Annotated in this window: 25 protein-coding genes; 13 read left to right on the plus strand and 12 right to left on the minus strand. The window is 56.3% G+C overall.

Annotated elements, in window-relative coordinates; translation table 11 throughout:
• Positions 1-8: 8 nt before the first annotated feature.
• Positions 9-2030: a transketolase gene (gene tkt / locus AC07ED_RS00155; protein ID WP_105236553.1), complete on the minus strand. Its 2022-nt coding sequence runs from the start codon at positions 2028-2030 to the stop codon at positions 9-11.
• Between the two features lie 172 nt (positions 2031-2202).
• Here tkt and AC07ED_RS00160 point away from each other — a divergent pair, with 172 nt between their 5' ends.
• Genes AC07ED_RS00160 through AC07ED_RS00170 form a run of 3 tightly spaced genes read left to right on the plus strand, consistent with a single transcriptional unit; the run spans position 2203 to position 4194 of the window.
• Positions 2203-2964 carry a DeoR/GlpR family DNA-binding transcription regulator gene (locus AC07ED_RS00160; RefSeq protein WP_105236554.1) on the plus strand — a complete coding sequence of 254 codons (762 nt, stop codon included), beginning with the start codon at positions 2203-2205 and terminating at the stop codon, positions 2962-2964.
• 3 nt (positions 2965-2967) lie between these two features.
• On the plus strand, positions 2968-3729 hold the full coding sequence (locus AC07ED_RS00165; protein ID WP_105236555.1) for a triose-phosphate isomerase: 762 nt from the start codon (positions 2968-2970) through the stop codon (positions 3727-3729).
• Between the two features lie 15 nt (positions 3730-3744).
• Complete coding sequence (locus AC07ED_RS00170; protein ID WP_105236556.1) at positions 3745-4194, plus strand: RpiB/LacA/LacB family sugar-phosphate isomerase; 450 nt, start codon at positions 3745-3747, stop codon at positions 4192-4194.
• 114 nt (positions 4195-4308) lie between these two features.
• On the opposite strand, the gene AC07ED_RS00175 is transcribed toward AC07ED_RS00170, so the two are convergent.
• The 3 genes from AC07ED_RS00175 to AC07ED_RS00185 all read right to left on the minus strand — a co-directional run bounded on the left by AC07ED_RS00175 (position 4309) and on the right by AC07ED_RS00185 (position 7277).
• A complete protein-coding gene (locus AC07ED_RS00175) occupies positions 4309-4530 on the minus strand; it encodes a hypothetical protein (protein WP_105236557.1) in 222 nt (73 codons plus the stop codon).
• Positions 4531-4717: 187 nt separating this feature from the next.
• Positions 4718-6457 carry a dihydroxyacetone kinase subunit DhaL gene (gene dhaL, locus AC07ED_RS00180; RefSeq protein ID WP_105236558.1) on the minus strand — a complete coding sequence of 580 codons (1740 nt, stop codon included), beginning with the start codon at positions 6455-6457 and terminating at the stop codon, positions 4718-4720.
• A gap of 1 nt (position 6458) precedes the next feature.
• Positions 6459-7277: a sugar phosphate isomerase/epimerase family protein gene (locus tag AC07ED_RS00185; protein ID WP_105236759.1), complete on the minus strand. Its 819-nt coding sequence runs from the start codon at positions 7275-7277 to the stop codon at positions 6459-6461.
• Positions 7278-7497: 220 nt separating this feature from the next.
• Here AC07ED_RS00185 and AC07ED_RS00190 point away from each other — a divergent pair, with 220 nt between their 5' ends.
• The 6 genes from AC07ED_RS00190 (at position 7498) to AC07ED_RS00215 (ending at position 13089) form a co-directional block, all read left to right on the plus strand.
• The gene (locus tag AC07ED_RS00190; RefSeq protein WP_105236559.1) at positions 7498-8349 is read left to right on the plus strand and encodes a transketolase; all 852 of its coding nucleotides are present in this window, start codon (positions 7498-7500) and stop codon (positions 8347-8349) included.
• Complete coding sequence (locus AC07ED_RS00195; protein ID WP_105236560.1) at positions 8346-9374, plus strand: transketolase family protein; 1029 nt, start codon at positions 8346-8348, stop codon at positions 9372-9374. Before AC07ED_RS00190 ends, AC07ED_RS00195 begins: the two co-directional genes overlap by 4 nt.
• Before the next feature lie 27 nt (positions 9375-9401).
• On the plus strand, positions 9402-10157 hold the full coding sequence (locus tag AC07ED_RS00200; RefSeq protein WP_105236561.1) for an SDR family NAD(P)-dependent oxidoreductase: 756 nt from the start codon (positions 9402-9404) through the stop codon (positions 10155-10157).
• 132 nt (positions 10158-10289) lie between these two features.
• On the plus strand, positions 10290-11261 hold the full coding sequence (locus AC07ED_RS00205; RefSeq protein ID WP_105236562.1) for a TRAP transporter substrate-binding protein: 972 nt from the start codon (positions 10290-10292) through the stop codon (positions 11259-11261).
• 56 nt (positions 11262-11317) lie between these two features.
• Positions 11318-11821, plus strand: a complete 504-nt coding sequence (locus tag AC07ED_RS00210) for a TRAP transporter small permease subunit (RefSeq protein WP_158664585.1) — start codon at positions 11318-11320, stop codon at positions 11819-11821.
• A gap of 11 nt (positions 11822-11832) precedes the next feature.
• Positions 11833-13089: a TRAP transporter large permease gene (locus AC07ED_RS00215; RefSeq protein ID WP_105236564.1), complete on the plus strand. Its 1257-nt coding sequence runs from the start codon at positions 11833-11835 to the stop codon at positions 13087-13089.
• A 28-nt stretch (positions 13090-13117) separates the two neighbouring features.
• Here AC07ED_RS00215 and AC07ED_RS00220 read toward each other — a convergent pair whose 3' ends face one another.
• Positions 13118-14116, minus strand: coding sequence for a LysR family transcriptional regulator (locus AC07ED_RS00220; RefSeq protein WP_105236565.1), 999 nt, complete (start codon positions 14114-14116; stop codon positions 13118-13120).
• Between the two features lie 105 nt (positions 14117-14221).
• Here AC07ED_RS00220 and AC07ED_RS00225 point away from each other — a divergent pair, with 105 nt between their 5' ends.
• Both AC07ED_RS00225 and AC07ED_RS00230 read left to right on the plus strand, forming a co-directional pair.
• A complete protein-coding gene (locus AC07ED_RS00225; RefSeq protein ID WP_105236566.1) occupies positions 14222-15067 on the plus strand; it encodes a fumarylacetoacetate hydrolase family protein in 846 nt (281 codons plus the stop codon).
• A gap of 25 nt (positions 15068-15092) precedes the next feature.
• The gene (locus AC07ED_RS00230; protein WP_478241630.1) at positions 15093-15725 is read left to right on the plus strand and encodes a DsbA family oxidoreductase; all 633 of its coding nucleotides are present in this window, start codon (positions 15093-15095) and stop codon (positions 15723-15725) included.
• A 3-nt stretch (positions 15726-15728) separates the two neighbouring features.
• Here the strand turns inward: AC07ED_RS00230 and AC07ED_RS00235 are convergent, their stop codons facing one another.
• The 4 genes from AC07ED_RS00235 to AC07ED_RS00250 all read right to left on the minus strand — a co-directional run bounded on the left by AC07ED_RS00235 (position 15729) and on the right by AC07ED_RS00250 (position 18844).
• Positions 15729-16850, minus strand: coding sequence for an aminotransferase class V-fold PLP-dependent enzyme (locus tag AC07ED_RS00235; RefSeq protein WP_105236568.1), 1122 nt, complete (start codon positions 16848-16850; stop codon positions 15729-15731).
• 203 nt (positions 16851-17053) lie between these two features.
• A complete protein-coding gene (locus AC07ED_RS00240) occupies positions 17054-17812 on the minus strand; it encodes a hypothetical protein (protein ID WP_158664586.1) in 759 nt (252 codons plus the stop codon).
• A gap of 143 nt (positions 17813-17955) precedes the next feature.
• A complete protein-coding gene (locus AC07ED_RS00245; RefSeq protein ID WP_105236570.1) occupies positions 17956-18519 on the minus strand; it encodes a hypothetical protein in 564 nt (187 codons plus the stop codon).
• Positions 18520-18598: 79 nt separating this feature from the next.
• A complete protein-coding gene (locus AC07ED_RS00250) occupies positions 18599-18844 on the minus strand; it encodes a helix-turn-helix domain-containing protein (RefSeq protein ID WP_158664587.1) in 246 nt (81 codons plus the stop codon).
• A gap of 20 nt (positions 18845-18864) precedes the next feature.
• Here AC07ED_RS00250 and AC07ED_RS00255 point away from each other — a divergent pair, with 20 nt between their 5' ends.
• The gene (locus AC07ED_RS00255; protein ID WP_105236571.1) at positions 18865-19770 is read left to right on the plus strand and encodes a tyrosine-type recombinase/integrase; all 906 of its coding nucleotides are present in this window, start codon (positions 18865-18867) and stop codon (positions 19768-19770) included.
• Between the two features lie 198 nt (positions 19771-19968).
• Here the strand turns inward: AC07ED_RS00255 and AC07ED_RS00260 are convergent, their stop codons facing one another.
• The 3 genes from AC07ED_RS00260 to AC07ED_RS00270 all read right to left on the minus strand — a co-directional run bounded on the left by AC07ED_RS00260 (position 19969) and on the right by AC07ED_RS00270 (position 22786).
• A complete protein-coding gene (locus AC07ED_RS00260; protein WP_105236760.1) occupies positions 19969-20964 on the minus strand; it encodes an NAD-dependent epimerase/dehydratase family protein in 996 nt (331 codons plus the stop codon).
• 138 nt (positions 20965-21102) lie between these two features.
• Positions 21103-22059 carry a UTP--glucose-1-phosphate uridylyltransferase gene (locus AC07ED_RS00265; RefSeq protein ID WP_245918234.1) on the minus strand — a complete coding sequence of 319 codons (957 nt, stop codon included), beginning with the start codon at positions 22057-22059 and terminating at the stop codon, positions 21103-21105.
• Positions 22060-22312: 253 nt separating this feature from the next.
• Positions 22313-22786 carry an NAD-dependent epimerase/dehydratase family protein gene (locus tag AC07ED_RS00270; protein WP_245918237.1) on the minus strand — a complete coding sequence of 158 codons (474 nt, stop codon included), beginning with the start codon at positions 22784-22786 and terminating at the stop codon, positions 22313-22315.
• Positions 22787-22998: 212 nt separating this feature from the next.
• Between AC07ED_RS00270 and AC07ED_RS00275 the strand changes: the two genes are divergently transcribed.
• A complete protein-coding gene (locus AC07ED_RS00275) occupies positions 22999-23346 on the plus strand; it encodes a MarR family EPS-associated transcriptional regulator (RefSeq protein WP_478241695.1) in 348 nt (115 codons plus the stop codon).
• Positions 23347-23355: the final 9 nt, after the last annotated feature.

Consider the following 23355-nt stretch of genomic DNA (forward strand, 5'->3'; position numbering starts at 1 on the left):
CTCCCTAATTAGCCCAACAGAACATTTGCGCGGGCGACGATGGCATCAGCGGTGATGCCGAATTTCTCATAGAGGTCCTCGATCGGGGCCGAGGCACCAAAGGTGGTCATGCCCATCACGTCATCCTCGGAGGCGACATAGCGGGTCCAACCGAACTTTGCGGCGGCCTCAATCGCGATGCGGGGTGCAGTTCCCAGAACCTCGGCGCGATAGTCAGCGGATTGCGCGTCGAACAATTCCCAGCTGGGCATTGATACGACAGCAACCGATTTGCCATCGGCGTGCAGACGCTCTGCAGCAGCCACCGCGATCTCTACTTCGGTGCCGGTGGCGAGGATCGTCAGGTCGCGGCCTTCGCCGAACTGACGAATGACATAGGCACCCTTGGCCGACAGGTTCTCACCCGTCTCCGAGAGACGCAGTTGAGGCACGTTCTGACGCGACAGAGCGAGGAGCGACGGCGTCTTGCGCGACTTCGCAGCAATTTCCCAGCACTCGAGCGTTTCGATGACGTCTGCAGGGCGGAAGACAAAGAGGTTTGGCATAGCGCGAAGCGAAGCGAGATGTTCGACGGGTTGGTGGGTCGGACCGTCTTCACCCAGACCGATGGAGTCGTGGGTCATCACGTAAATCGTGCCGATTTCCATCAAAGCGGACAGGCGGATCGCGTTGCGCACATAGTCCGAGAACACCATGAACGTGCCGCCATAAGGCATCAGCCCGCCGTGGTTGTTCATCCCGTTCATCGCAGCGCCCATAGCGAATTCACGAACGCCGTAACCAATGTAACGGCCTGCTTTTTCGCGGGTAAATTGGCTATCGACGGCAGGAACGCGGGTCAGGTTAGAGCCAGTCAAGTCAGCCGAGCCACCGATCATTTCAGGCAGAACTGGGGTCAGAACTTCCAGCGCCATCTGGCTCGCCTTGCGGGTCGCAACCTTTTTAGGGTCAGCAAAGAGCACTGCGCGGGCGTCAGCGATAGCAGCATCGAGGGCCGCAGGCATTTCGCCCGACATGCGACGAGTGAACTCTGCGGCATGTTCGGATGCGGAAACACGGGCTTCCCATGCTTCACGTGTAGCCGCGCCACGGGTGCCGATGGCTGCCCATTGGGCCGACAGATCGGCGGGAATTTCGAACGGGGCCGAAGACCAGCCAAGCGTATCTTTCGCCAGCTGGCCTTCGTCCGCTCCAAGCGGGGAACCATGGGAGGAGGAGGTTCCCGCTTTATTCGGAGAGCCAAACCCGATCACGGTTTTCATCGCGATCAGAGAAGGTTTGTCTGTGACGGCTTTCGCCGCAGTGATCGCAGCATCCAGTTCGGCCGCATTGTGGCCATCACAGGATTGAACGTGCCAACCGCAAGCCGCGAGGCGGGCCGGAACGTCTTCGGAGAACGATACGGAGGTCGCGCCATCAATGGTGATCTCGTTGTCATCATATAGGACAACGAGTTTGCCGAGGCCGAGGTGACCTGCGAGGCTGATTGCTTCCTGACCGATGCCTTCCTGAAGGCAACCGTCACCCAGCAGAACATAGGTATTGTGATCAACAAGGTCAGAGCCGAACTCTTCGGCCAATGCCTTTTCAGCGATCGCCATTCCAACAGCCGCTGCAATGCCCTGCCCCAACGGACCCGTCGTGGTTTCAATCCCTTTGGCGTGACCAAATTCTGGGTGACCCGCCGTCTTCGCGTCCATCTGACGGAAGTTGCGGATTTGATCGATGGTCATGTCCTCATAACCGCTTAGGTGCAGCACGGAATAGAGCAGCATCGAGGCGTGGCCGTTCGAGAGAACCAGACGATCGCGATCCGCCCAATCAGGGTTTTTCGCGTCGAACTTCAGGTGATTGCGAAACAGAACCGTCGCGGCATCCGCCATACCCATCGGCGCACCTGGGTGGCCCGAGTTTGCAGCATTCACAGCGTCAATCGACAGAGCGCGAATGCAATTGGCGAGAGCGAAATGTTCGGGATCAAGTGCAGCTTTGGCAGCAACGAAATCAACGTGGTTCGAATCTTTGGGCATCGAAATGGTCCTCCTGTTGGAGCGTGTCGTAACGATGCCTCACAAAAATCACAATACAAAATCACAAAATCACAAAATTAATGTTGTAAAAAGTATCGCGATTGTTAGAACTATCACAACGCGCGCATCTGCTTTAAACGGGTAGTAGACGTGTGAACCGGAGGAGTTTCGTTTGAAACGCGAAGAACGCAGACAAGCAATCATGGACCTATTGGTCCAGATGGGCGCGGTTGATCTAGACGATCTCGCGCAGCGGTTTGATGTGTCAAAAATGACGATCCACCGTGACCTTGATGACCTTGAAAAATTAGGGCTTCTGCGGAAAATTCGGGGCGGTGCCACCATTGAATCGGGCACCCAGTTCGAAGCGGACTACCGTTACCGCGCCCTGCAAAACGTCGACGTGAAACGGGCGGTTGCGAATAAGGCGGCAAGCCTGATTGAACCGGGCATGACGGTCCTGATCAATGACGGAACGACAGCGGGTCTCATGGCAGACGCGATTGTTAATATTCGTCCATTGACTGTGATAACTAACAATTTGGCTGCGATTAACACATTAACCGATGTGCAAGGGGTAAACCTCATCGCGCTCGGCGGCACATACAGTCGTAAATTCAACGGCTTCTTTGGCATGATGACCGAAGAGAGCCTCTCCCGCCTGCAGGTCGACCTCGCTTTCCTTTCGACCCCCGCCGTGAACGGACTGACCTGTTATCACATGGATGAAAGCGTTACCCGCTGTAAACGCGCGATGATCGACGCAGGAGCCAAGGTCGTGCTGCTGGCCGACGGGAAAAAATTTGGCCGCACCGCGCTGCACCAACTCTCTGACATGACCGCGTTCGATACTGTCGTGACGCTGGATCTAGACCTTCAACATGCAGCTCCGCTTCGTGAGGCAGGCATCGAAATTCTGAACGCAAAGGACTGACCTATGGCTCAATTCTGGATTGGAACCAGCTGGAAAATGAACAAAACCTTGGCCGAGGCCAAGGTCTTCGCAAAGGCTCTCGTCGAAGCAGACGCGGATCGCGATGATCGCATCCAGCGTTTTGTTATCCCGTCTTTCACCAACGTGCGCGAGGTCAAACAGATCCTCGAAGATACCTCGGTCAAGGTCGGCGCACAGAATATGCACTGGGCAGACGGTGGCGCGTGGACGGGCGAAGTGTCGCCTCTTATGCTCAAAGACTGCAACCTTGATATTGTTGAGCTCGGTCACTCGGAACGTCGTGAGCACTTCGGCGAAACCGACGAGACCGTAGGTCGCAAGACCGAAGCCGCTGTTCGTCATGGTCTGATCCCGTTGATCTGCATCGGCGAAACCCTTGCCGAACGCGAGGCAGGTCGCGCTCAAGAAGTCCTCGAAGCGCAAGTGCGCGGCGCACTCGGTCACCTGACCGACGACCAGAAATCCGCACCGATCCTTTTGGCCTACGAACCCGTTTGGGCGATTGGCGTGAACGGCATCCCTGCGACGTCGGACTATGCAGACGCGCGTCAGGCAGAAATCATTGCTGTGGCCGAAGACGTTCTAGGCCGCAAAGTTCCATGTCTATACGGTGGCTCGGTCAATCCCGAGAACTGTGAAGAACTTATCCAATGCCCGCATATCGACGGCCTCTTTATTGGCCGTTCCGCTTGGAGAGTTGAGGGCTACCTCGACATTCTCGCGAAATGCGCCGCTAAAATCTGACACTAGGAGAAAACCATGAAAGTAGCACTCGCAGGCGACAGCGCTGGTGAAGGCCTCGCAAAAACCCTCGCTGACCACTTGGCAGCAAAATACGACGTGACCTTGGTGCCGATGTCGGCAGCTGGTGAATTCTACGCCAACCTGTCCGACCACGTCGCGTCCAAGGTTGTCGCTGGCGAATTCGACCGCGCCATCCTGTGCTGCGGCACAGGCATCGGCGTTTGCCTCGCAGCGAACAAAGTTCCAGGCATCCGCGCAGCACAAACCCACGACACCTACTCCGCTGGTAAGGCCGCAACATCGAACAACGCGCAAATCATCACCATGGGCGCGCGCGTCATCGGTGCGGAACTGGCGAAAGACATCGCTGAGGCATTCCTATCGGCGTCTTTTGATCCAGAAGGCAAGTCGGCAAGCAACGTCGATGCGATCAACGCTGTTGACGCGAAATACAATAAGGGCTGATTTGCAGCAGACGTTTATTGTGACTTTGTTAAGCCGAGCAAAGTCTAAACTAAGACGTATGTGTATTTTGTTAAGTTTAACCGCTCATACGTCTTAGTAATCCTTGGCAAACAATTAGTTTGGTAGCGGAGCTGCAGACCCACCTCCAGCGACAATCGCAAACGCACCAATGATAATAGCAATAACTAACGCGCCTTGAGCGCTTGGTGAAACGTCAGGTGCAGCTTGCGTCGAGATACTTACAAACTCTTCCGGAGACATCTTGGGCTGCATGGTTTCAGAAAAACCTGCGGTTCCGAACGATACAAAAGCCGTAGCAAGTAGAAGTTTCTTCATTGGTTCCCCCTAAAATCAGCCATTATGGCTACTCAAGGTTAAGTTTTGGCCCTAGATTCCGTCAACTAGAAGTTTAACTAAATGAAGAACGCTCGGGCTAGAGCTGGTATTTGTCCTTATGAAGCTCGGTACTAAACGCAAAACGCCCGCTTTTCAGCGGGCGTTTTTGTTTGTTCATGTGGGTCGATTAAGCCGCGACCGAACGTATTGCTTCGAGCACGACGACCGCCGAAGCAGCACCCGGGTCCATGTGGCCCAAGGACCGTTCGCCGAGTTTAGCCGAACGACCACGACGGCTTTCGATGGTTGCCGTGTAGTCGCGACCATTGCGGGCACCAGCACAAGCAGCATCGAGGCAGCCAACCAGATCAGCACCCGATTGCAGGGCTTCTTTGGCTTTTGCAACGGCAGGCACCCATGCGTCGATCATGGTTTTATCACCGACCTGCGCACCACCGCGGGACTGGATACCAGCGCAGATGCCTTCGATCCACGCCACCATCGCAGATGCGTCGAGGTTCAAACGATCCGCAACGGCCTCACCCGCCTTACGGAATGCCGACGCGTAGAGCGGCCCCGAAGACGCACCAACCGCATCAAGGAACGATTTAGCCATACGATCAGAGATTGCAGTGATCGTTTCGTTTCGCGGTTCACCGATGTTTTTGCGAACAGCAGTCCAACCGATGTCCATCGTGATGCCGTGGTCGCCGTCACCAATCACGCCGTCCAACTCGGACAGCCAATCGCGGTTTTCACGGATCGCATCAGCAACTTTGAGCATCATGGAGCGAAATATCTCAGGTGTGACCGAACCATCTTGGGCCAAGGTGCTCATGTCGACGGCGGCAGCCTCAGCAGCACCTTCGTGGTGACGTTTGGTGCGGGTGCCTTTCGGCTCTAGCTGACCAGCGACGGTCAGTGCAGGAGTGCGGCACGGCGTGTCGAGGAGCGCTTTCAGATCGTCGTCAAGTTTCAGCAAGGTAACAGACGCGCCCGCCATTTCGAGAGAAGTGCAATATTCACCAACCCAAGAGTAGTGAATTTTCACACCGCGTTCCCCGAGGATCTGCGCGACCCGACGATGCATGATGTAGAGTTCAAGCGGACCCGTTGCGCCGAGGCCGTTGACCAAAACAGCCACCTCATCTCCCTGCCCCAAAGGCATGTCGTTGAGGATGGTTTCCATCAGTTCGTCGGTCACTTCATCAGCGGTTTCGAGTTTGCCACGGCGCATCCCTGGCTCACCGTGAACACCCATGCCGATTTCCATTTCGTCATGGCCGATCTCAAAGTTCAGCTTGCCCGTTTGCGGCATCGAACAGGCAGTTAGCGCGACACCCATCGACCGACAGTTGTCGTTCGCATGTTTCGCAGCAGCATAACAGGCATCGAGGTCGCGACCTTGTTCAGCGGCAGCACCAGCGATTTTGAAAACAAAGAAGTCGCCGGCAATACCACGGCGTTCACCTTCACGGCCTTTCGGCGCAGAGGCAACGTCGTCAGTCACCTGAACAGAGCGCGCGGGTACGCCAATGCTTTCGCATTCTTCGGCAGCCATATCAAAGTTCAGAACGTCGCCTGTGTAGTTCCCGTAGAGGAAAATAACGCCAGCGCCGCCATCAGCAGCGCGCGCAGCGTCCATAATCTGCTCTGGCGAGGGGGACGCAAACACGTTCCCAACAGCCGCCGCGTCAGCAAGTCCGCGACCAACGTAGCCCGCAAACGCGGGCTCGTGGCCCGAACCGCCGCCGATCACGACACCGACTTTGCCATCACGCGGACCATCTTTGGCAACGACAGCACGACCTGTCGCGCCTTCGACCGTCAGCATATCAGGGTGAGCGGACAGCATCCCTTCGAGAGCGTGAGAAATGATGTCTTCGGGCGCGTTAATGAGTTTCTTAGTGCGAATGTCTTCGGTCATCTTAGCGTCCCTTTACAAAGTCTTTAGCGGCAGCAACGGTCTGTTCGATCCATGGCTGTTCTTTGGCAATTGCCGCGTCGAGCCCCTCGTGATCGATCATCAGCCAATGTTCGAGAATGACGCTCATGTCAGCGGGGCAGTGTTTCAATTGATCCAGCGTCCATTCAATCGGAGCGCGGCCTTGGCCGAGTGGGACGCCGTGAATTCGGAAGCCAACACCGTATTTATCGGGTGTGATTTCGTAATCTTTAAGGTGCAGGTTAATTGTGTACGGCGCGAGCATCGCGATGGTCTCTTCGGGCCATTCGTTCGCGCAGATCGAGTTTGCAACGTCGAGACACACACCGAGGTGATCGTCGTTCACTGTATCGAGTAGTTCGACCATACGCGGCGACGGATAGTTAAAGTGGTTCTCGATCGCGATCTTCATGCCCGCGGCACGTGCCTTATCGACCCGTGGGCGAAGCTGCTCTGCCAGTTCAGCGACAGGGATATGACCGTCGGCTTCATCAAGCGCGACTCGCATGATCTTGGAGTGAATGCGCTTACCGATTTCGATGTAGGTATCTACCTCATTGGGGTCGAAACACTGCGTGCCCAGTTCAAGGATCAGACCTTTTTCCTGCGCAACTTCGTACAGGCGATGATGATCGGCCTCGGAATATTTGTGCAACGGCATGTTGTCCGCATACTGCACCATTTCAAGACCAAGAGCCTCTGCGCGATCCAAAAGATCAAATGCATTCAAAGGCTTGGCTGGAACCTGATCCTTAATGCCAATTGACCAACGATAGGCGTAACTGCCCAGACCAAGCTTCATGATGTCCTCCATAGTCCTCCCGAAGACTGTTAACGATAACAGCCTCGAATGATTGGGCAGGAGTCGTAGCCAATCCCAGCCGTCTGGGAAATCAAAACCCGCATCAAGTTTGTTTAGAAATTCTAAACATCTCTTTAAGAATCGTTCCTTGTGCGTCTCCCCCGTTCAAGTCCATGTTGCGCCCCAATCGCGGCAGACCATCGCCGCTCTGGGAGGTTACATGACAAACACTTCAGCGAAATCGCTGTCGAACGTGTCGCTTGCACGTCGCGCTTGGGGCATCCGCCGCAAAGCGCTCTTGATGGGCGAAGTTCAGGGACAAGGCTATGTTGGGCAGGCGCTCGGCGTGGCGGATGTTCTGGCAACCTCGTATTTCCATGCGATGACATACCGCGCAGAAGATCCCGAATGGGAAGGCCGTGATCGGTTCCTTCTGTCCATCGGTCACTACGCAATCGCGCTCTACGCTGCGTTGATCGAAGCAAACATTCTGCCTGAAAACGAAATTGACACTTACGGCATGGATGACAGCCGTATGCCGATGTCGGGCATGGCGTCCTACACACCTGGGATGGAGATCACGGGCGGTTCGCTCGGCCATGGTCTGGGCATCGCAGTAGGTATGGCGTTGGGTCTGAAACGCAAAGGCGGTGATCAGTTTGTCTACAACCTGATGTCCGATGGCGAATTGGGTGAAGGTTCGACTTGGGAAGCGGTCATGTCCGCGACCCAATGGAAGCTGAGCAACCTGATCTGCATCGTTGACTTCAACAACCAGCAGGCTGACGGCCCGTCCCGTGACGCATTGGCTGTTGGTCCCGAGGCCCCAAAATGGGCCGCCTTTGGCTGGCACGCCCAAGAGGTGGACGGCAACGATATCGACGCTCTCGTCGCTGCATTTGACGCGGCACGCAATCACACTGGCGACTGCCCTCGCGTAATCATCTGCAATACCAAGATGTGCAAAGGCGTGCCGTTCCTTGAGGACCGCGACATCACCCACTTTGTCCGCGTTGAGGCAGACGAATGGGCGAAAGCGATTGAAATTCTGGACGAAGGAATGCCCGCATGACCGCCGCAGCCCGCGCCCGTAAATACGAGCCTCGTATCGCACCTGAGACTAAGGTTGCGACCAGCGCGATGATCGCTTCGCTCGCTGCTGAAGGGTATGACACCGTTTCAGCGCCGTTTGGCCACGCCTTGGTCGAAGCAGCCAAGACGAACGATAAGATCGTCGGCCTGACCGCAGACCTCGCGAAATACACCGACCTGCATGTGTTTGCGAAAGCCTTCCCTGATCGGTTTTATCAAATGGGCATGGCGGAACAGCTCCTTATATCCGCTGCCGCAGGTATGGCACACGAAGGGTTCATTCCGTTCGCCACGACTTATGCTGTTTTCGCATCACGTCGCGCTTATGACTTTATTTGCATGGCGATCGCCGAAGAGAACCTTCCGGTGAAAATTGTATGTGGTCTGCCCGGTCTGACCACAGGCTACGGCCCAAGCCACCAAGCGACCGAAGACCTCGCGATTTTCCGCGGCTTGCCGAACCTGACCATCATTGACCCTGCTGATGCGACTGACGTTGCAGGCATGGTTCCAGCGATGATCGACCACAACGGCCCCGTCTATGCCCGCCTCTTGCGCGGACAGGTGCCGTCGGTACTGACCCGTTACAAGCCTGACTACCAGTTCAAACTGGGCAAGGCTCAGATGATCCGCGAGGGCAAAGACGTTTTGGTCGTGACCTCTGGCATCATGACCATGCGCGCGCTCGACGCGGCAGAAATTCTCGCGAAGGACGGCGTGGATGTAGCGGTATTGCACTGCCCCACGATCAAGCCGCTCGACACAGAAACCATCCTCGCAGAGGCGGGCAAAGGCCGGCTTCTCGTGACTGCTGAGAACCACACGGTGATCGGCGGTTTGGGCGAGGCCGTCGCAACCTCTCTCTTGCGGAATGGCGTGACTCCCAAGTTCCGACAAATCGGCCTCCCCGACCAATTCCTAGAGGCGGGCGCACTGCCCACTCTGCACGACATGTACGGCCTGAGCACAGCAAAGGTCGCCGAACAAATCCGTAGCTGGCTGTAACGGCTCGGTCTCAAGAAAGGTAAGAAAATGGGACTTCTAGACGGTAAATTTGCAATCGTCACCGGCGCTGCTTCGCCGCGCGGTCTGGGTAAAGCCACCGCAAAACTCTTTGCAGAGCATGGTGCAACTGTTGCGATCCTCGACCTGAACGAAGATCAGGCCAAAGCAGCGGCAGCCGACCTGCCGGGTTCGGGCCACGTTGGTCTGGCCTGCAACGTTGTCGACAAAGACGCGTGCCAAGTAGCAGCAGACGCACTGATCGCACAGTGGGGCGCAGTTGATATCCTCGTGAACAACGCAGGCATCACCCAGCCGCTTAAGATCATGGACATCATGCCAGACAACTACGACGCAGTTCTCGACGTGAACCTGCGCGGCACTCTCTACATGAGCCAAGCTCTGATCCCGCACTTCCGCGCCCGCAAAACTGGTTCCGTTGTGAACCTGTCGTCGGTATCCGCACAGCGCGGCGGCGGCATTTTTGGTGGCCCGCACTACTCTGCTGCTAAAGCAGGTATCCTCGGCCTGACCAAAGCAATGGCTCGTGAATGTGCACCCGACAACGTTCGCTTCAACGCGATCTGCCCGGGCTTTATCGCAACCGACATCACCGCCGGCAAACTGACCGACGAGATGCGCGCTTCGGTTCTCGAAGGCATCCCGATGGGCCGCGCCGGCACTGCAGACGACGTAGCTGGCTGCGCTTTGTTCCTCGCCTCCGATCTCTCCGCCTACTGCACTGGCACCGAGGTCGATGTGAACGGTGGGTCACTTATCCACTGATTATTCGCGCGAACGGCCTGACTTCTTGGGCCGTTCGCGTTATCTTCCGGCCCGTCAACAGATTGGCCGACTTCATGCCGGGCATCCGGCTGAACGGTGAGGAGACCGTTCGTTCAACAAGGGAGACTACCTATGAAATCCACCCTCAAGACGGCCATTCTGGGCGCAACCATTCTCGCTTCTGCTGCACCAGCATTCGCTGACGAGATCATCTTTGCTCACGGCGCAAACCCAGGTAACCCGCGTTACGCAGCAGCTGAAATGTTCGCAGCTCTCGTTCCGGCATGTACTGGCGGCGCAACCACTGTGAACGTTGCTCCTTCGGCAACCATGGGCAACGACGTTGAGATGCTGACCTCGACCGCTGCGGGCATCATCCAGATCTCTGCAAACTCCCAAGGTCCGCTCTCGCAAATCGTTCCCGAAGCTGGCATGCTCGGCCTGCCGTTCCTCTTCTCCGACCTGCCGACCGTATGGTCTGTTGTTGACGGCGAAGTGGGCGAAATGCTCGACGCAAAAGCACAAAACGCTGGCCTGAAAATCCTGACTTTCTGGGACAACGGCATCCGCCACGTAACCCACACTGGCAAAAACGTTCCGACCCCTGCTGACCTCGCTGGCATGCAGATCCGCACCCCGTCGGACGAAGTCACCATCGCAACCTTCGAAGCACTCGGCGCATCGCCTGCTCCGCTCGCATGGTCCGAACTGCCGACCGCTCTGCAGTCTGGCGTATTCGAAGGTCAGGAAAACCCGCTGACCAACATCTACTCGGCAAAACTGCACGAGATCACCCCTTACGTCACTCTGACGGGCCACAAGTATGAATCGACTCCGGTTGTTGCATCGCTGGCATGGTGGTCGGGCCTCGACGCAGACACCCAGAACTGCATCGAATCCGCTGCAAAAGAAGCTGGCTGGTACCAACGTGGTCTGTCGCTGACCCAATCGAACGAACTGCGCGCAACCATGGAAGCTGAAGGCGCTATCTTTGCTGAAGTCGAAGATCGTCAGGCATTCATCGACGCAACCGCTTCGGTCTACGCAACTTACGAAGCACAGTTCGGCGACCTGATCGCCGCTCTGCGCGCGGCTGCTCAGTAATGTCGAGCCGACATAAAAATAACGGGGGCGGCGTCGTTCGCCCCCTGATCGCCGCAATGCGGTGGATCGACCGACTGATTGAATGGTCGGGCTCTTTGGTTATCTTTGCCACTCTCTTGGCTACTTTTTTGGCGCTCTTGGTGAACGTGTTTTTGCGCTACGTCATGGGCGAAGGCATCGCGTGGGCCTATGAAATCCACTCCATCCTATTTCCGTGGCTCGTTGCTGGCGGTATCGCTATCGCCTCTGTCAAATCGCGCCATATTTCCGTTGATCTGCTGATGGGCATCTTGCCCGATCCGATCCGTCGCTGGGCCGCCCTTTTGGTCAATTGTCTTGTCTGCGCGATCGCAATCTCGGTCTTGGTGACGAGCCAGCCGATCATCAACGCTTCGAAATTTCAACGGCTCTCTGAAATCCCAGTCTCACAATACTGGGGATACATTAGCCTTTATTATGCTTTCTTCTGCATGGCTGTGAATGCTGCCCTGAACGCGATCCGTAACATCTTGGGTGTGAACGGCGATCAGGATGACGCATCGCAAGTCAGCTACAGTTAAGTGAGGAAACAATGGTCAAACTCCTGATCTGGGTTTTCCCCTTCCTTCTCATCCTCGCGGTGCCCGTGGCCCAAGCGATGATCGGCGCAACTGGCATCGCTCTTTGGGCGAACAGCAAGCCGATGGCAGTGATTGCGCAGCGACTGTATTCGCCGACGCAGAGCTTCCCGATGCTTGCGATCCCGTTCTTTATCCTTGCGGGGAACCTGATGATGTCGGGCAAATTTGGCGAATACCTCGTCAACATTGCAAAGCTCTTTGTCGGTCACATGAAGGGCGGTTTGGCCCAAGTATCGATCATCGGTTCGGTGATGTTCGGTGGCGTCTCTGGCTCTGCGGTTGCGGATGCCTCGGCTCTCGGTAACGCGCTGATCCCTGTGCAGCGTAAAGAAGGATACCCCGCTGGATTTGCCGCGGCTGTGAACGCGTCGTCGTCGACCGTTTCGGTCCTTATCCCACCGTCGATCCCGCTGATCCTTTATGGTTTGGTCTCCAACACCTCGATCATCGACCTCTTCGTCGCTGGCATCATCCCGGGCGTCATGTTGGGCGTTGGCATGTTCGCTGCCGTCTACTTTGTGTCCAAACGTTTGGACCTGCCAACTGCGAAGCTTCCGGGGGGCTTCCGCGCCTACAAATCGCAACTGGTGCACGCCATTCCTGCGCTTCTTATGCCTGTGTTCGTCATCGGCACCCTGCGTTTTGGCATCGCAACTCCGACCGAAGTTTCGGTGATGGCCGTGGCCTACGCCCTCTTCGTTTCGGGCGTGATTTACCGCGACCTCAGCGCCAAAGAGATCTGGAAAGCGATGATCGACACGGGCGTTATGACGGGCGCGGTGATGGTCATCATCATGGCATCAAGCGCGATCCAGTGGATGCTGACTGCCGAACGCACACCGCAAATGCTCGCCATGTGGGTGACGGGTGCGCTGCATGAACCGTGGATGGTCATCCTCGCGCTCAACGTCATCATGTTGATTGTTGGCACCTTCCTCGACCTGCCTGCAGCGGTTCTGTTGCTCGGCCCGTTGTTCGTGACAATCGCGCAAGCCATCGGTCTGGACCTCGTCCAGCTGGGCCTGATGATGGTGGTGAACCTCGCGGTTGGGCTATACACGCCGCCCGTTGGCACGACCTTGTTCATCTCGGCCGCCATTGCGCAGACGAGTATTGGCTCGGTGGTCAAGGCCTTGGTCCCGTTCTATGCGGTGTCCATCCTAGTCTTGCTACTGATCTCGTATCTACCGTTCCTAACGGTCTACTAATCCTCCCTAACCCCCGAGAGATCGGGGGTTAGTTCGTTTCAGGGGGCACAAACTCCACACCTGGAACCTGGGGACCTGTTACATCCCGCACACGACATCCGAGCGACCCAATCACATCAGACACACGCGCATCATGGGCTTTGCCCTCAGACCGCATCCAGTCAGAGAACAGACGCACAATGCGGCGATTCATGTGCCGCGCAGGGCAAACGATCCAATAGGCAGGGAAACGGATGACCTCGAACGCGGGCGATAGCGGGACCAATGCACCGCTCTCCAATTCGTTGAGGGCCAGCGTCGTGCTTTCCAACACGACCCCGCCCCCATCACGCGCCACTTGGATCGCCATTGAGGATCGGTCGAACCGCAACGGATAGACCATCCGTTCACCCATCACACCTTGGCGTGCGAGCCAGAAATCCCAGCGGTAATGGGTCTTAACAGAGTCGATCAACCGCGCCTTTAAAAGCTGACCGATAGGATCATCAGACTGCGCACGCAGCTCTTCGAGGTAGTCGGGAGAACACATCGGCAGGACACAGTCATGGAGCACGCACTCCTCGTGCAACCCCGTCCAGCCGCCCTCGCCATAGCGCAGGTCAAGGTCGACAACCTCACTCTCAAAGTCCGAGAAATCAGGCGCCGCGTCGATCCGCAAATCCCAGTTCGGCGCCACGTCCATAAACTGTTTGATCCGAGGGCCAAGCCAGCGCACCGCAAAGGACGGAGATACCCGCATAATGCAGTGGCGATTTTCCCGCTGCCGCTGGATCGCGGATCGCACATCACGCATCATCCGAAAGGCTTGGGTCGTCGTCTGGAACAGGCGTTCTCCGTCGAGCGTCAGTAACAACCGCCGCTTTTCCCGACGAAACAAGCGCACCCCAAATTGCTGTTCGATCTGCCTGATCTGCTGGCTCACAGCAGAAGGCGAGACACCCAATTCTTCGGCCGCTTTGGACACGCCCCCTAGACGCGCCACGGCTTCGAAATAGTTCATCGCATTGAGGTTCAGATCATGTGCCATAGACATTGATCTAATCGAATTTCACTACCCTGAATAGCCTCGTGCTTCGTAGTTTGAATTCAAAATCAAACTGCTATGGTGCCCGCAAAGGAAGAGGAGAGGCCCATGAAACTTCTGCGTGTTGGTCCAGTTGGACATGAAAAACCTGCCATTCTGGACGAGAGCGGAGCGATCCGCGATCTGATTGGGCATGTGACGGATTTCGCGGGACCATCGTTGGGGTTTGACGCGTTGAATGCGATCCGTTCCATCGACCTCAGCACGCTGCCCGTCATCGAAAATCCAGAGCGGATCGGTGCCTGCCTCGCCTCGGTTCCGAACTTCTATTGCATCGGCCTCAACTACGCGAAACACGCGGCCGAGGCGGGCATGGATGCGCCCAAGGAACCGATCATTTTCAGCAAGGCCTCCTCGGCTCTCTCTGGCCCGTTTGACCCCGTCATCATCCCGCGCCAATCCACCAAGACCGATTGGGAGGTCGAGTTGGGCGTGGTGATTGGCAAGGTCGCCTCTTATGTCTCCGAGGCCGAGGCGTTGTCCTATGTGGCGGGCTATTGCACCGTGAACGATGTCTCTGAGCGCGAGTTTCAGATCGAAAAAGGCGGCCAGTGGATCAAGGGCAAATCTGCGCCGAGCTTTGGTCCGATCGGCCCATATCTGGTGACTGCAGACGAGGTGCCTGATCCACATAACCTTTCCCTCTCGCTGTCACTCAATGGCGAGACGGTGCAGAATTCAAACACATCCGACATGATCTTTGGCGTTGCTGAGATCGTGTCATATATGAGCCAATTCATGACCCTCTTACCCGGTGATATCATTGCCACGGGCACCCCTTCGGGCGTTGGCATGGGCATGAAACCCCAACGGTTCCTCATCGAAGGGGACGTAATGGAATTGGAAGTCCAAGGTCTGGGCCGTCAGCGGCAACAAGCAGTCAACGCTAAGTGACGTCAGAGCAATAGGAATGAGCCACATGATCAAACTGGACGTTATTTCTGACCCGATTTGCCCATGGTGCTATATCGGCAAAACCCACCTTGACCGCGCCTTAGCGGAACGTCCTGACCATGGGTTCGTCATCGAATGGCACCCGTTCCAGCTCAATCCGACAATGCCACCCGAAGGCATGGATCGTCGTGCCTATCTCGAAACCAAATTCGGCGGCCCAGAAGGAGCTACCCGCGCCTACGCCCCCGTGGTTCAGGCGGCGGCCAACGCGGGACTTTCGATCAATTTTGACGGCATCAAGACCACGCCCAACACGATCGACGCGCATCGGCTAATCCACTGGGCAGGTCAGCAGGGATGCCAGACCGAAGTCGTGGCAAAGCTGTTCGAGGCATACTTCGTCAACGGCCAGAACATCGGCGACCACGATGTCTTGGCCGATATTGCAGAGGCCTGCGGAATGGACCGCCCCGAGGTCGCGTCCCGCCTCGACAGCGATCACGACCTTACCGCGACCCGCGCCCGCGATAGTCAAATTCGAAAGATGGGCGTGAGTTCAGTTCCGACCTTTGTGGTCCTGAACCAGCACGTCGTTTCGGGCGCGCAACCGCCCGAAACGTGGGTCTCAATCATCGACCAGATCGCGGCGCAAACTTAGGCGTCAAAGCACCTGATCAACGACACCGCGCAGGCGCTCCACCGTGCCTGCCACATCATAGAGTTTGTCGAGGCCAAAGAGACCCAGACGGAAGGTTCGGAAATCCGACGGCTCGTCGCATTGCAGCGGGACACCTGCCGCGATCTGCATGCCAAGCGCCGCGAACTTCTTGCCGTTCTGGATGTCCGGATCGTCCGTGTAGCTCACCACCACACCGGGTGCGCCATAGCCGTCCGCCGCGACCGACTTGATCCCCTTTGAGCGCAGCATATCCCGCACGGCATTGCCCAACTCCCATTGGGCGTCGCGGAGTTTATCAAAACCATAGTCCCGCGTCTCAACCATCGTGTCACGGAACGCCCGCAGCGCATCCGTCGGCATGGTCGCGTGATAAGCATGGCCGCCGTTTTCATAGGCCTCCATGATCGACGACCATTTCTTGAGATCGATGGCAAAGGAGTTAGACGTGGTCGCATCCAGACGTTCCTTGGCACGGTTCGACATCATGACCAAGCCAGCCGAGGGCGAAGCCGACCAGCCCTTTTGCGGCGCCGAAATCAGCACGTCTACGCCCGTCGCCGCCATGTCGACCCAAACACAACCCGACGCAATGCAGTCGAGCACCATCAGCGCCCCGACCTCATGCGCGGCCGCCGCCAGTTGCGTGATGTAATCGTCGGGCAGGATAATTCCCGCGCTCGTCTCAACATGGGGTGCAAAGACCACATCAGGCCGCGCCTCGCGGATCGCTTGGGTCACGTCCTCAATCGGCGCAGGCGCGAAGGGCGCGCGGGTGTCATTGCCCGCCTGCCGCGCCTTGAACACGGTCGTCTGAGCCGTGAACTGACCCGCGTCGAATATCTGCGTCCAGCGATAGGAAAACCAGCCGTTCCGCACGATCAGAGCGTGGGCACCGGCCCCAAACTGCCGCGCCACGGCCTCCATCCCATAGGTGCCGCCACCTGGAACGATAGCCACGTGATCCGCCTTGTAGACATCCTTAAGCATGCCCGAGATGTCGCGCATCGCCTGCTGAAACACCGCCGACATGTGATTGAGCGACCGATCCGTAAAGACCACCGAAAATTCCATCAAGCCATCGGGATCGACGTGTGAATGTGCCATGAGTGCCTCCTAAGTTGCCCCGAAAGGTATGGGAGGTTGCGGGCGCGCGGCAAGGGGGTGCGGCACTTTTGCCTCATTTGGCGGGCGGCGGGAGCTCATGTTATCGGGCATTTGGCCCGAGTTTCGAGTACAGTACATGCGTGAGCTACTTGGGGTTGTGCTGCGCGTCTCGGCTCTATCCGATTGCGCCGCTTCCAAGAATTCTATGGCGGGTCTAGCGTCGCCAGACATTTATCTCGGATCTGAAATTGACCCTCTTCCTCGGCATCGCCCTCGGGCTCTCGCTCCTCCTCATCTTTGGCGGATACCTCATGGACCTCGGCGCGGTCATCGGCGGCGTCGACGGGGCCGCGGGGCTGCCGATTTTTGTGCTCTCGATGATCTCGTTTGTGGGGTCCTTCCCCGTGGCCGTCCTCGCCTGGATTTTTGGCGGCTGGGACTATGCCTGGCCAATCTTCCTCGGGACCGTCCCCTACCACCTCGGGCTCGTGTTTCTCCTCGTCAAGCACCTCGAATTCATCGCGCGCCGCAGGAAACGCAGGAAAGAGGCCCGCTCGAGCTGGAAATGAACTCGCCTCATGGTAGAAATTGGGTTCGTTTCGGGATATGAGGTATTTCGCGTATCGGTGTCGGGCTTTTGAGGCCTGCGCCTCGGCCTCTGACAGGTACCGGAGGGCGAGGCGATGTCTCTCGGCGCGGGCCTGTGACGTGGTGCGCTTCAGGCCCACGAGGAGGCGCCGACCTTCACGTTTCTTGTCCGCGCCGACGTCGGCCATGATGGCCTCCACGCGGCGGCTCACGTCATCAACGTCGGGATCTGGGTTTGCCAGCTCTTCTTCGACGTCTCTCAGGTGCTGTGCGGCATGGCTACGCCTTACCTCTGCCGTGGCGAGCGCCATGCCGACGGCGTAATGATCCGTACCCAATTCCGGCAAGGCGCCGTCGAAAATCACCTCGGCCATGGCAGAGATGTCTTCCGCATTGGGCTCACCCGACAAGCCGTGGCGCCGCGCATTTTGGGATGACCTACGCAGCCCATCCGCCGAAGCTGGGCCCGTGTACTGGATCGCGTTTGCTCGGTTGGAGTGGAGTTGGGCCGTGGTTGTCATTGGCGGACGGGCGTCGCGGCTTGCGCGCGGGCACTCACCAGCCGGTCGAAATCTTGGTGCAGGCGGCGGCGCCTCACCTCAAGCCTCTCAATTGCGTCATTGTGCGCGGCAATCCCCGTAGCGGCCTGATAGGCCCGCGCCGTCAGGAGGGCGAGGTCGACGCCACGCTCGGCCAGTTGGGCCTTAGCCTGTGTCACGCGGGCGGGATCGTCTGAGTTTAAGTCGCCGGCAATCGACTTGGCCTCGGCGCGCTTTGGATCATGAATGGCCCTTAAGTCCAAGCCATCAGGGGTGCGAGACCCCGCCAACCGATGACCAGTGAGAGCTACGATTACCTCATTGCCAAGCTCGTTCTGGATGAGCGCGTTGGACATCTGCCGGTGTCGGTGGATTTCCGCGTCGAGCACTGCAATTTGCCCCGCGAGGTATGCCTCATAGGCATTCGCGGGTCTTAGTGCATCCGAGACAGCCTCACTGAGAAACTCAAAGACCTTCTCGGGGTCGCTCGGTAGTTGGGCTGCGTAGAGATCAGTCGACGGGATGATGTGCGTCTCGGACATGTGGAAACCCTCCGTGGTAGTTGGGTTCCATTATCCGAGCGATACCGGGGTTGCGTCCAGTCCCCGTGGAAAATGCATTTTATTTGCGATGAATGCGGATCCCCGGCGCGTCGTCGGGCGTGCCGATGAACTCGATGCCGGCGGATTCAAGCGTCGAGATTATTATAGCCATGTTTCCACCACGACTGGCTGGAATACCGTCGACAGCTTCATATCGGATAAGTGTACGTATCGAAACACCAGATATGTCAGCCAAATGCTCCAAAGACCAAGCAAGAGCATTTCGGGCCGCCCTTAGCTGAGAACCTGTTGCATCTTTTGTCATAGTGGCATAAATTGTGACACATGAATATGCATGTCACACCTTTCGACTGGCGGTCTGAGTTTGATCGACTTGAGGGCGCATACGCCCCCTCAACGATGCGTGCATATTACTCTGACGTTCAAGCCTTTGTCGACTGGTGCCAAAAACATGGTCACCTCCCCTTCCCCGCAGAGGTCGACATCGTATGCGCCTTTATCGAGGATCAGGGACGCGAGAAATCAGCCTCGACCGTGCGCCGCCGCCTCTACGCCATCCGAAAAATCCATCGCCTGTTACGTCTCGAAGATCCCACCTATGACGAGGATATCAACCTTTCCCTCCGGCGCGTGAGGCGATCAAAGCTGACGCGGCCAAAGCAGGCACGAGGAATTACCGCCGATGATCTAGACCTATTCCTAGCGTCCGAACCGGATACGCCAACAGGCCTTCGTAACAGGGCAATGATGGCACTCGGCTTTGAACTGCTAACACGTCGATCCGAACTCGTGGTCCTGCGTGACGAAGACCTCACTGTTCGTCAGGACCGGACCCTGCAGGTGATCGTCCGCCGGAGCAAAGCAGACCCGTTTGGTCAAGGCCGCATCGCCTTCACATCGAGACGGACCGCTGAGTTGATCGACGAATGGCAAGCTTGGCGTGGTTCCGAAATCTCATGGCTCTTCTGCCCGATCTACAAAAACAAGCCGATCAACAGAGAATTAGAAACAACCACGGTGCGGCGTATGATTAAGGCGGCGGCCTTGCGAAGCGGATATACTGACTTCGATGCCCAGGAGTTCAGCGGCCACTCTCTGCGAGTGGGCGCGGCTCAGGAGTTACTCAAGCGTGGACATGATACGGCTGCCATTATGCGTGCCGGTGGGTGGAAGTCGGTGCAGGTCTTGGCTCGGTACCTGGAGAAGGCGGAGCATAATGTTTGGAGTTAGTTTTTATTAGAATTATGATGGAGGGGATGGGTCTAGGATCGCACCCTCTCTACCCCTTAAGTCATTGTAAAAATTGACTCGGTAATGAGTTCGAAAGTCATTCGGCTCAAGTGGGTCTCTCGGCAAACAAGTTCGAAAAAATAGCTTGACTGGCATTCCAAGCGCCCCTGAGCCCCAAGTAACTTTCAATTTGGAGGGTTACTCGGTGAAAAATATCTCGCGCTTCGGATCTGGCGAGATAAATTCACTCTTCAGAGTTCGTTCGATCCCTTCTTGGAGTGCGAAAGGCGGTGTAAAACCATCCAACTCTTCTTTTGCTGATCCAAATGCGGTCGATGAACAAAACTTCTTCACACGTATGGAGCTCAGCGGAAGTTTTTTCCCGGTGATGCTCGTAAAGCCATCTGCGGCATAGCCCAATATCATACCAATCCAGTACGGAAGTCGTAACCCGACGCTGTCCTTACCTTTTAGTACTTTACGAACCTGGCGAACAAGCGTGTTCATATCCAAGTCTGGCGTGTCGACATAATTGAAAACCGCATATTTTCGATCTGTTTCAATGCACTTCTCAAGGAAAGCCACAATGTTTCCTATGTATGCCATGGATTTGCGGTTTTTTCCTCCACCAACCATTACAAAATTTCCTGAGGCAATCTGCTTCAACAGGTTATAGACATTACCCCTGTTCCCTTCACCGAAAATTACGGTGGGTCGGACAATGATCAGTTCATTTTCCCCAGATGAGTGCCATTCACGAAGTTTTTCTTCAGCTTGATATTTGGTTTTACCATACTCGTTGAACGGGTTGATTGCACCGGATTCATCGGTGCCCGGCTCTGCGAAGCCGTAAACCGCCACTGAGCTCGTAAACACGATTTTTCTAATATTCTTCTCAGAGCAAACCTTCGCGACGTTTTCTGCGCCGTTTACATTTGTGCGCACATATTCTGACTTATCGCGAATGTCGTCACGGTGAACGGCCGCAAGGTTTATCACAACATCACCGGTGATTGCTTCACGCAAACTTTGGAGGTCACGCACATCACCGGTTTTGCACTTTTCAGGGAACCGTTGGCTTTGTTTGAGATCAATTATTTCGAACGGAATTTGGCGATCCGATAACGTTTGGCATAGATTAGTGCCCACAAAGCCTGAGCCCCCAATAACAGTAATTTTCTTGGATACTTTCATATAGCAAACCCCACCAAAATTAACGTTCAGACGGTTTAGCGTCACTTCGCCGTCGCGTCTTTATCGGACTAGCATCACAATCAGATGTGGTCAAAGAGGTAGCCCGCGGCACAATCGTTGTGAGGCTCGAGGTTCTGGCTATGCCAACCCGTAGCGCTGCGCCACATGCATGATGGCCCCAAGGAACCCTTTCACGGACCCGCAATCGAAGCGTTGGCCGTTCAGCGTGACGGTTTCCACCTGACCGGCTGCTGCTTTGGTGTTGATCGCGTCGGCCAATTGGATTTCACCGCCTGCGCCAGGCGCTTGGCAACACAGGGTCTTGAAGATGTCAGGATTCAGGACATAGCGGCCGATCGAGGCCAGGTTGGACGGCGCCTGCTCGTAGACTGGCTTTTCAACAAGGCCCGCAACACTGCCAGCGGCGGCACCGGGCTGTACCACACCGTATTTCGAGATGTCGGGGCCGTTGACTTCCATGACCGACAGTTGCGTGCGACCTGAGGCCTCGAAACCCTTTACCAGATCGGCGGTCACGCCCGCACCCTCGTAGGTCAGGAAGTCATTGGCCAGCAACACAGCAATGGGATCATCTCCAACAACGCGCTCGGCACATAAAACGGCGTGCACCAGTTCAAGCTGTTCGGACTGACGAACGAAGATGCATTCGACACCCTGCGGTAAAATGTTGCGCACCATATCGGCCTGGTCCGTCTTGACCTTGGCTCGGAGCGCAACTTCAAGTTCCTGATTGCTGTCGAAATGGCCCTCGATCGGCCGCTTTTTGCGTCCCGTCACAAAGATCAGCGTGTCAATCCCAGCCGCGATCGCTTCCTCGGCCGCATACTGGATGAACGGCTTGTCCACAATCGGCAACAGCTCTTTCGGTATGGCCTTGGTTTCCGGCAAGAAACGGGTGCCGAAACCGGCGACAGGAATTACGGCTTTGCTAACGGGTTTCATATTTAAGCGAGCTTTCTGAACGTCGTTTGGTGTTGGAAGTTCGAGGTCGATGATTTTGGTGACTTTCTGGGGATATTTGGTGGCTACCCAGAGTGGCCACCTCTGATACCGGCGCAAGTCATCCGCAATCATATGCTGCAGCGTCTGGCGCTCAGGCGACCAACCCAATTCCTAGGCCGCGCGCCGACTGCCGGAAACCAGTGCCGCGGCATCCCTGCCCGGCGCGGTCCAAAGCTGTTCGGGACGTCATGACCTGAGGCAGCCTTGCATTAGGCAATCATCTCTTTGAACTAGAAACTGGTGCCTGTTCCCAAGTTAAACACCCGGCTGCCTTCGCCTTCGAGCAGCCACTGCAGGCCCTTGATGTGGACGTCGACCAGATTCATCACATGGACATAGTCGAGCGCGCAGGTCCCTCTGGGATTGGATAGTCCATACCATGTATGGACAAGGCGACCCGCCTGTCAACGGAGGCCTCGATCATCACCAGGATCAGATGGGTTTCTGGTTGGTGCCAGTCACCAACTTCGACTTCAACGTCGGCACCTGCAACATTGAAATACCGAAACACCACCGCCTCAAGGCCGTGGCTCACGCCAAAATCGCGCAAGATTTCCTCGACCGAGCGTTTTGAGGCGCCATAGTCATTGAATGGAATCTGGGCGCTCTGCCCATCGAGCACAATGTCATCTTGGTCGCCATAGGTGGCACAGGTTGAGTAAAATATCTTGTGCTTGCAGCCCGCTCCCACCATGGCTTCGACCTCGTTCAGCGAGCCCAGCACGTTGTTGCGCCAGTAGCGACCCAGTTCTAGTGTAGCCTCTTCCCACGCAAGGCTCCGCCCAGATATGAGCGCCAAACTCGCAGATCGACTACCGCGCGCGATAGGACGACAACCTCTTGTACCTCTAAATTTTTCTCTTGTTTGCGCACGCGGCATTTGTTATCGCTCAAAACTGAACGATGAGGAACCTATTCTCGTCATCACCTTTGCATCCAACAAGGCGTCCAGCGGGCAGCCCTTGTGCGGTAGCCTGAGAAAATCACAAAATAACCAGCAAGCGCACCAAGCTGCAGGAAGACACGCATTTTCGAGTGCTTCGCCTTCTGCAAGAGAACCCTGAAATGTCGCAGCGAGAACTCGCGGCGGCTGTGGGCGTGAGCGTTGGTGGCATGCACTACGTTCTAAATGCGCTCATTGAAAAAGGACTGGTGAAATTAGGGAATTTCACGGCAGCGGAAGATAAGCGTCGATATGCCTATATTTTGACGCCGAAAGGTTTGGTGCACAAAGCTCATGTTACAAAACGATTTTTGAAAAAGAAAATCGAAGAATTTGAGGCTCTTAAGTCTGAAATCGAAAAGCTTCAACACGAAGTAGAGATCCAGGAATGTGTCGCTTCAAATTGCCCTGAATAGTCACGCAAT

It is taken from the genome of Aestuarium zhoushanense (assembly GCF_056431045.1).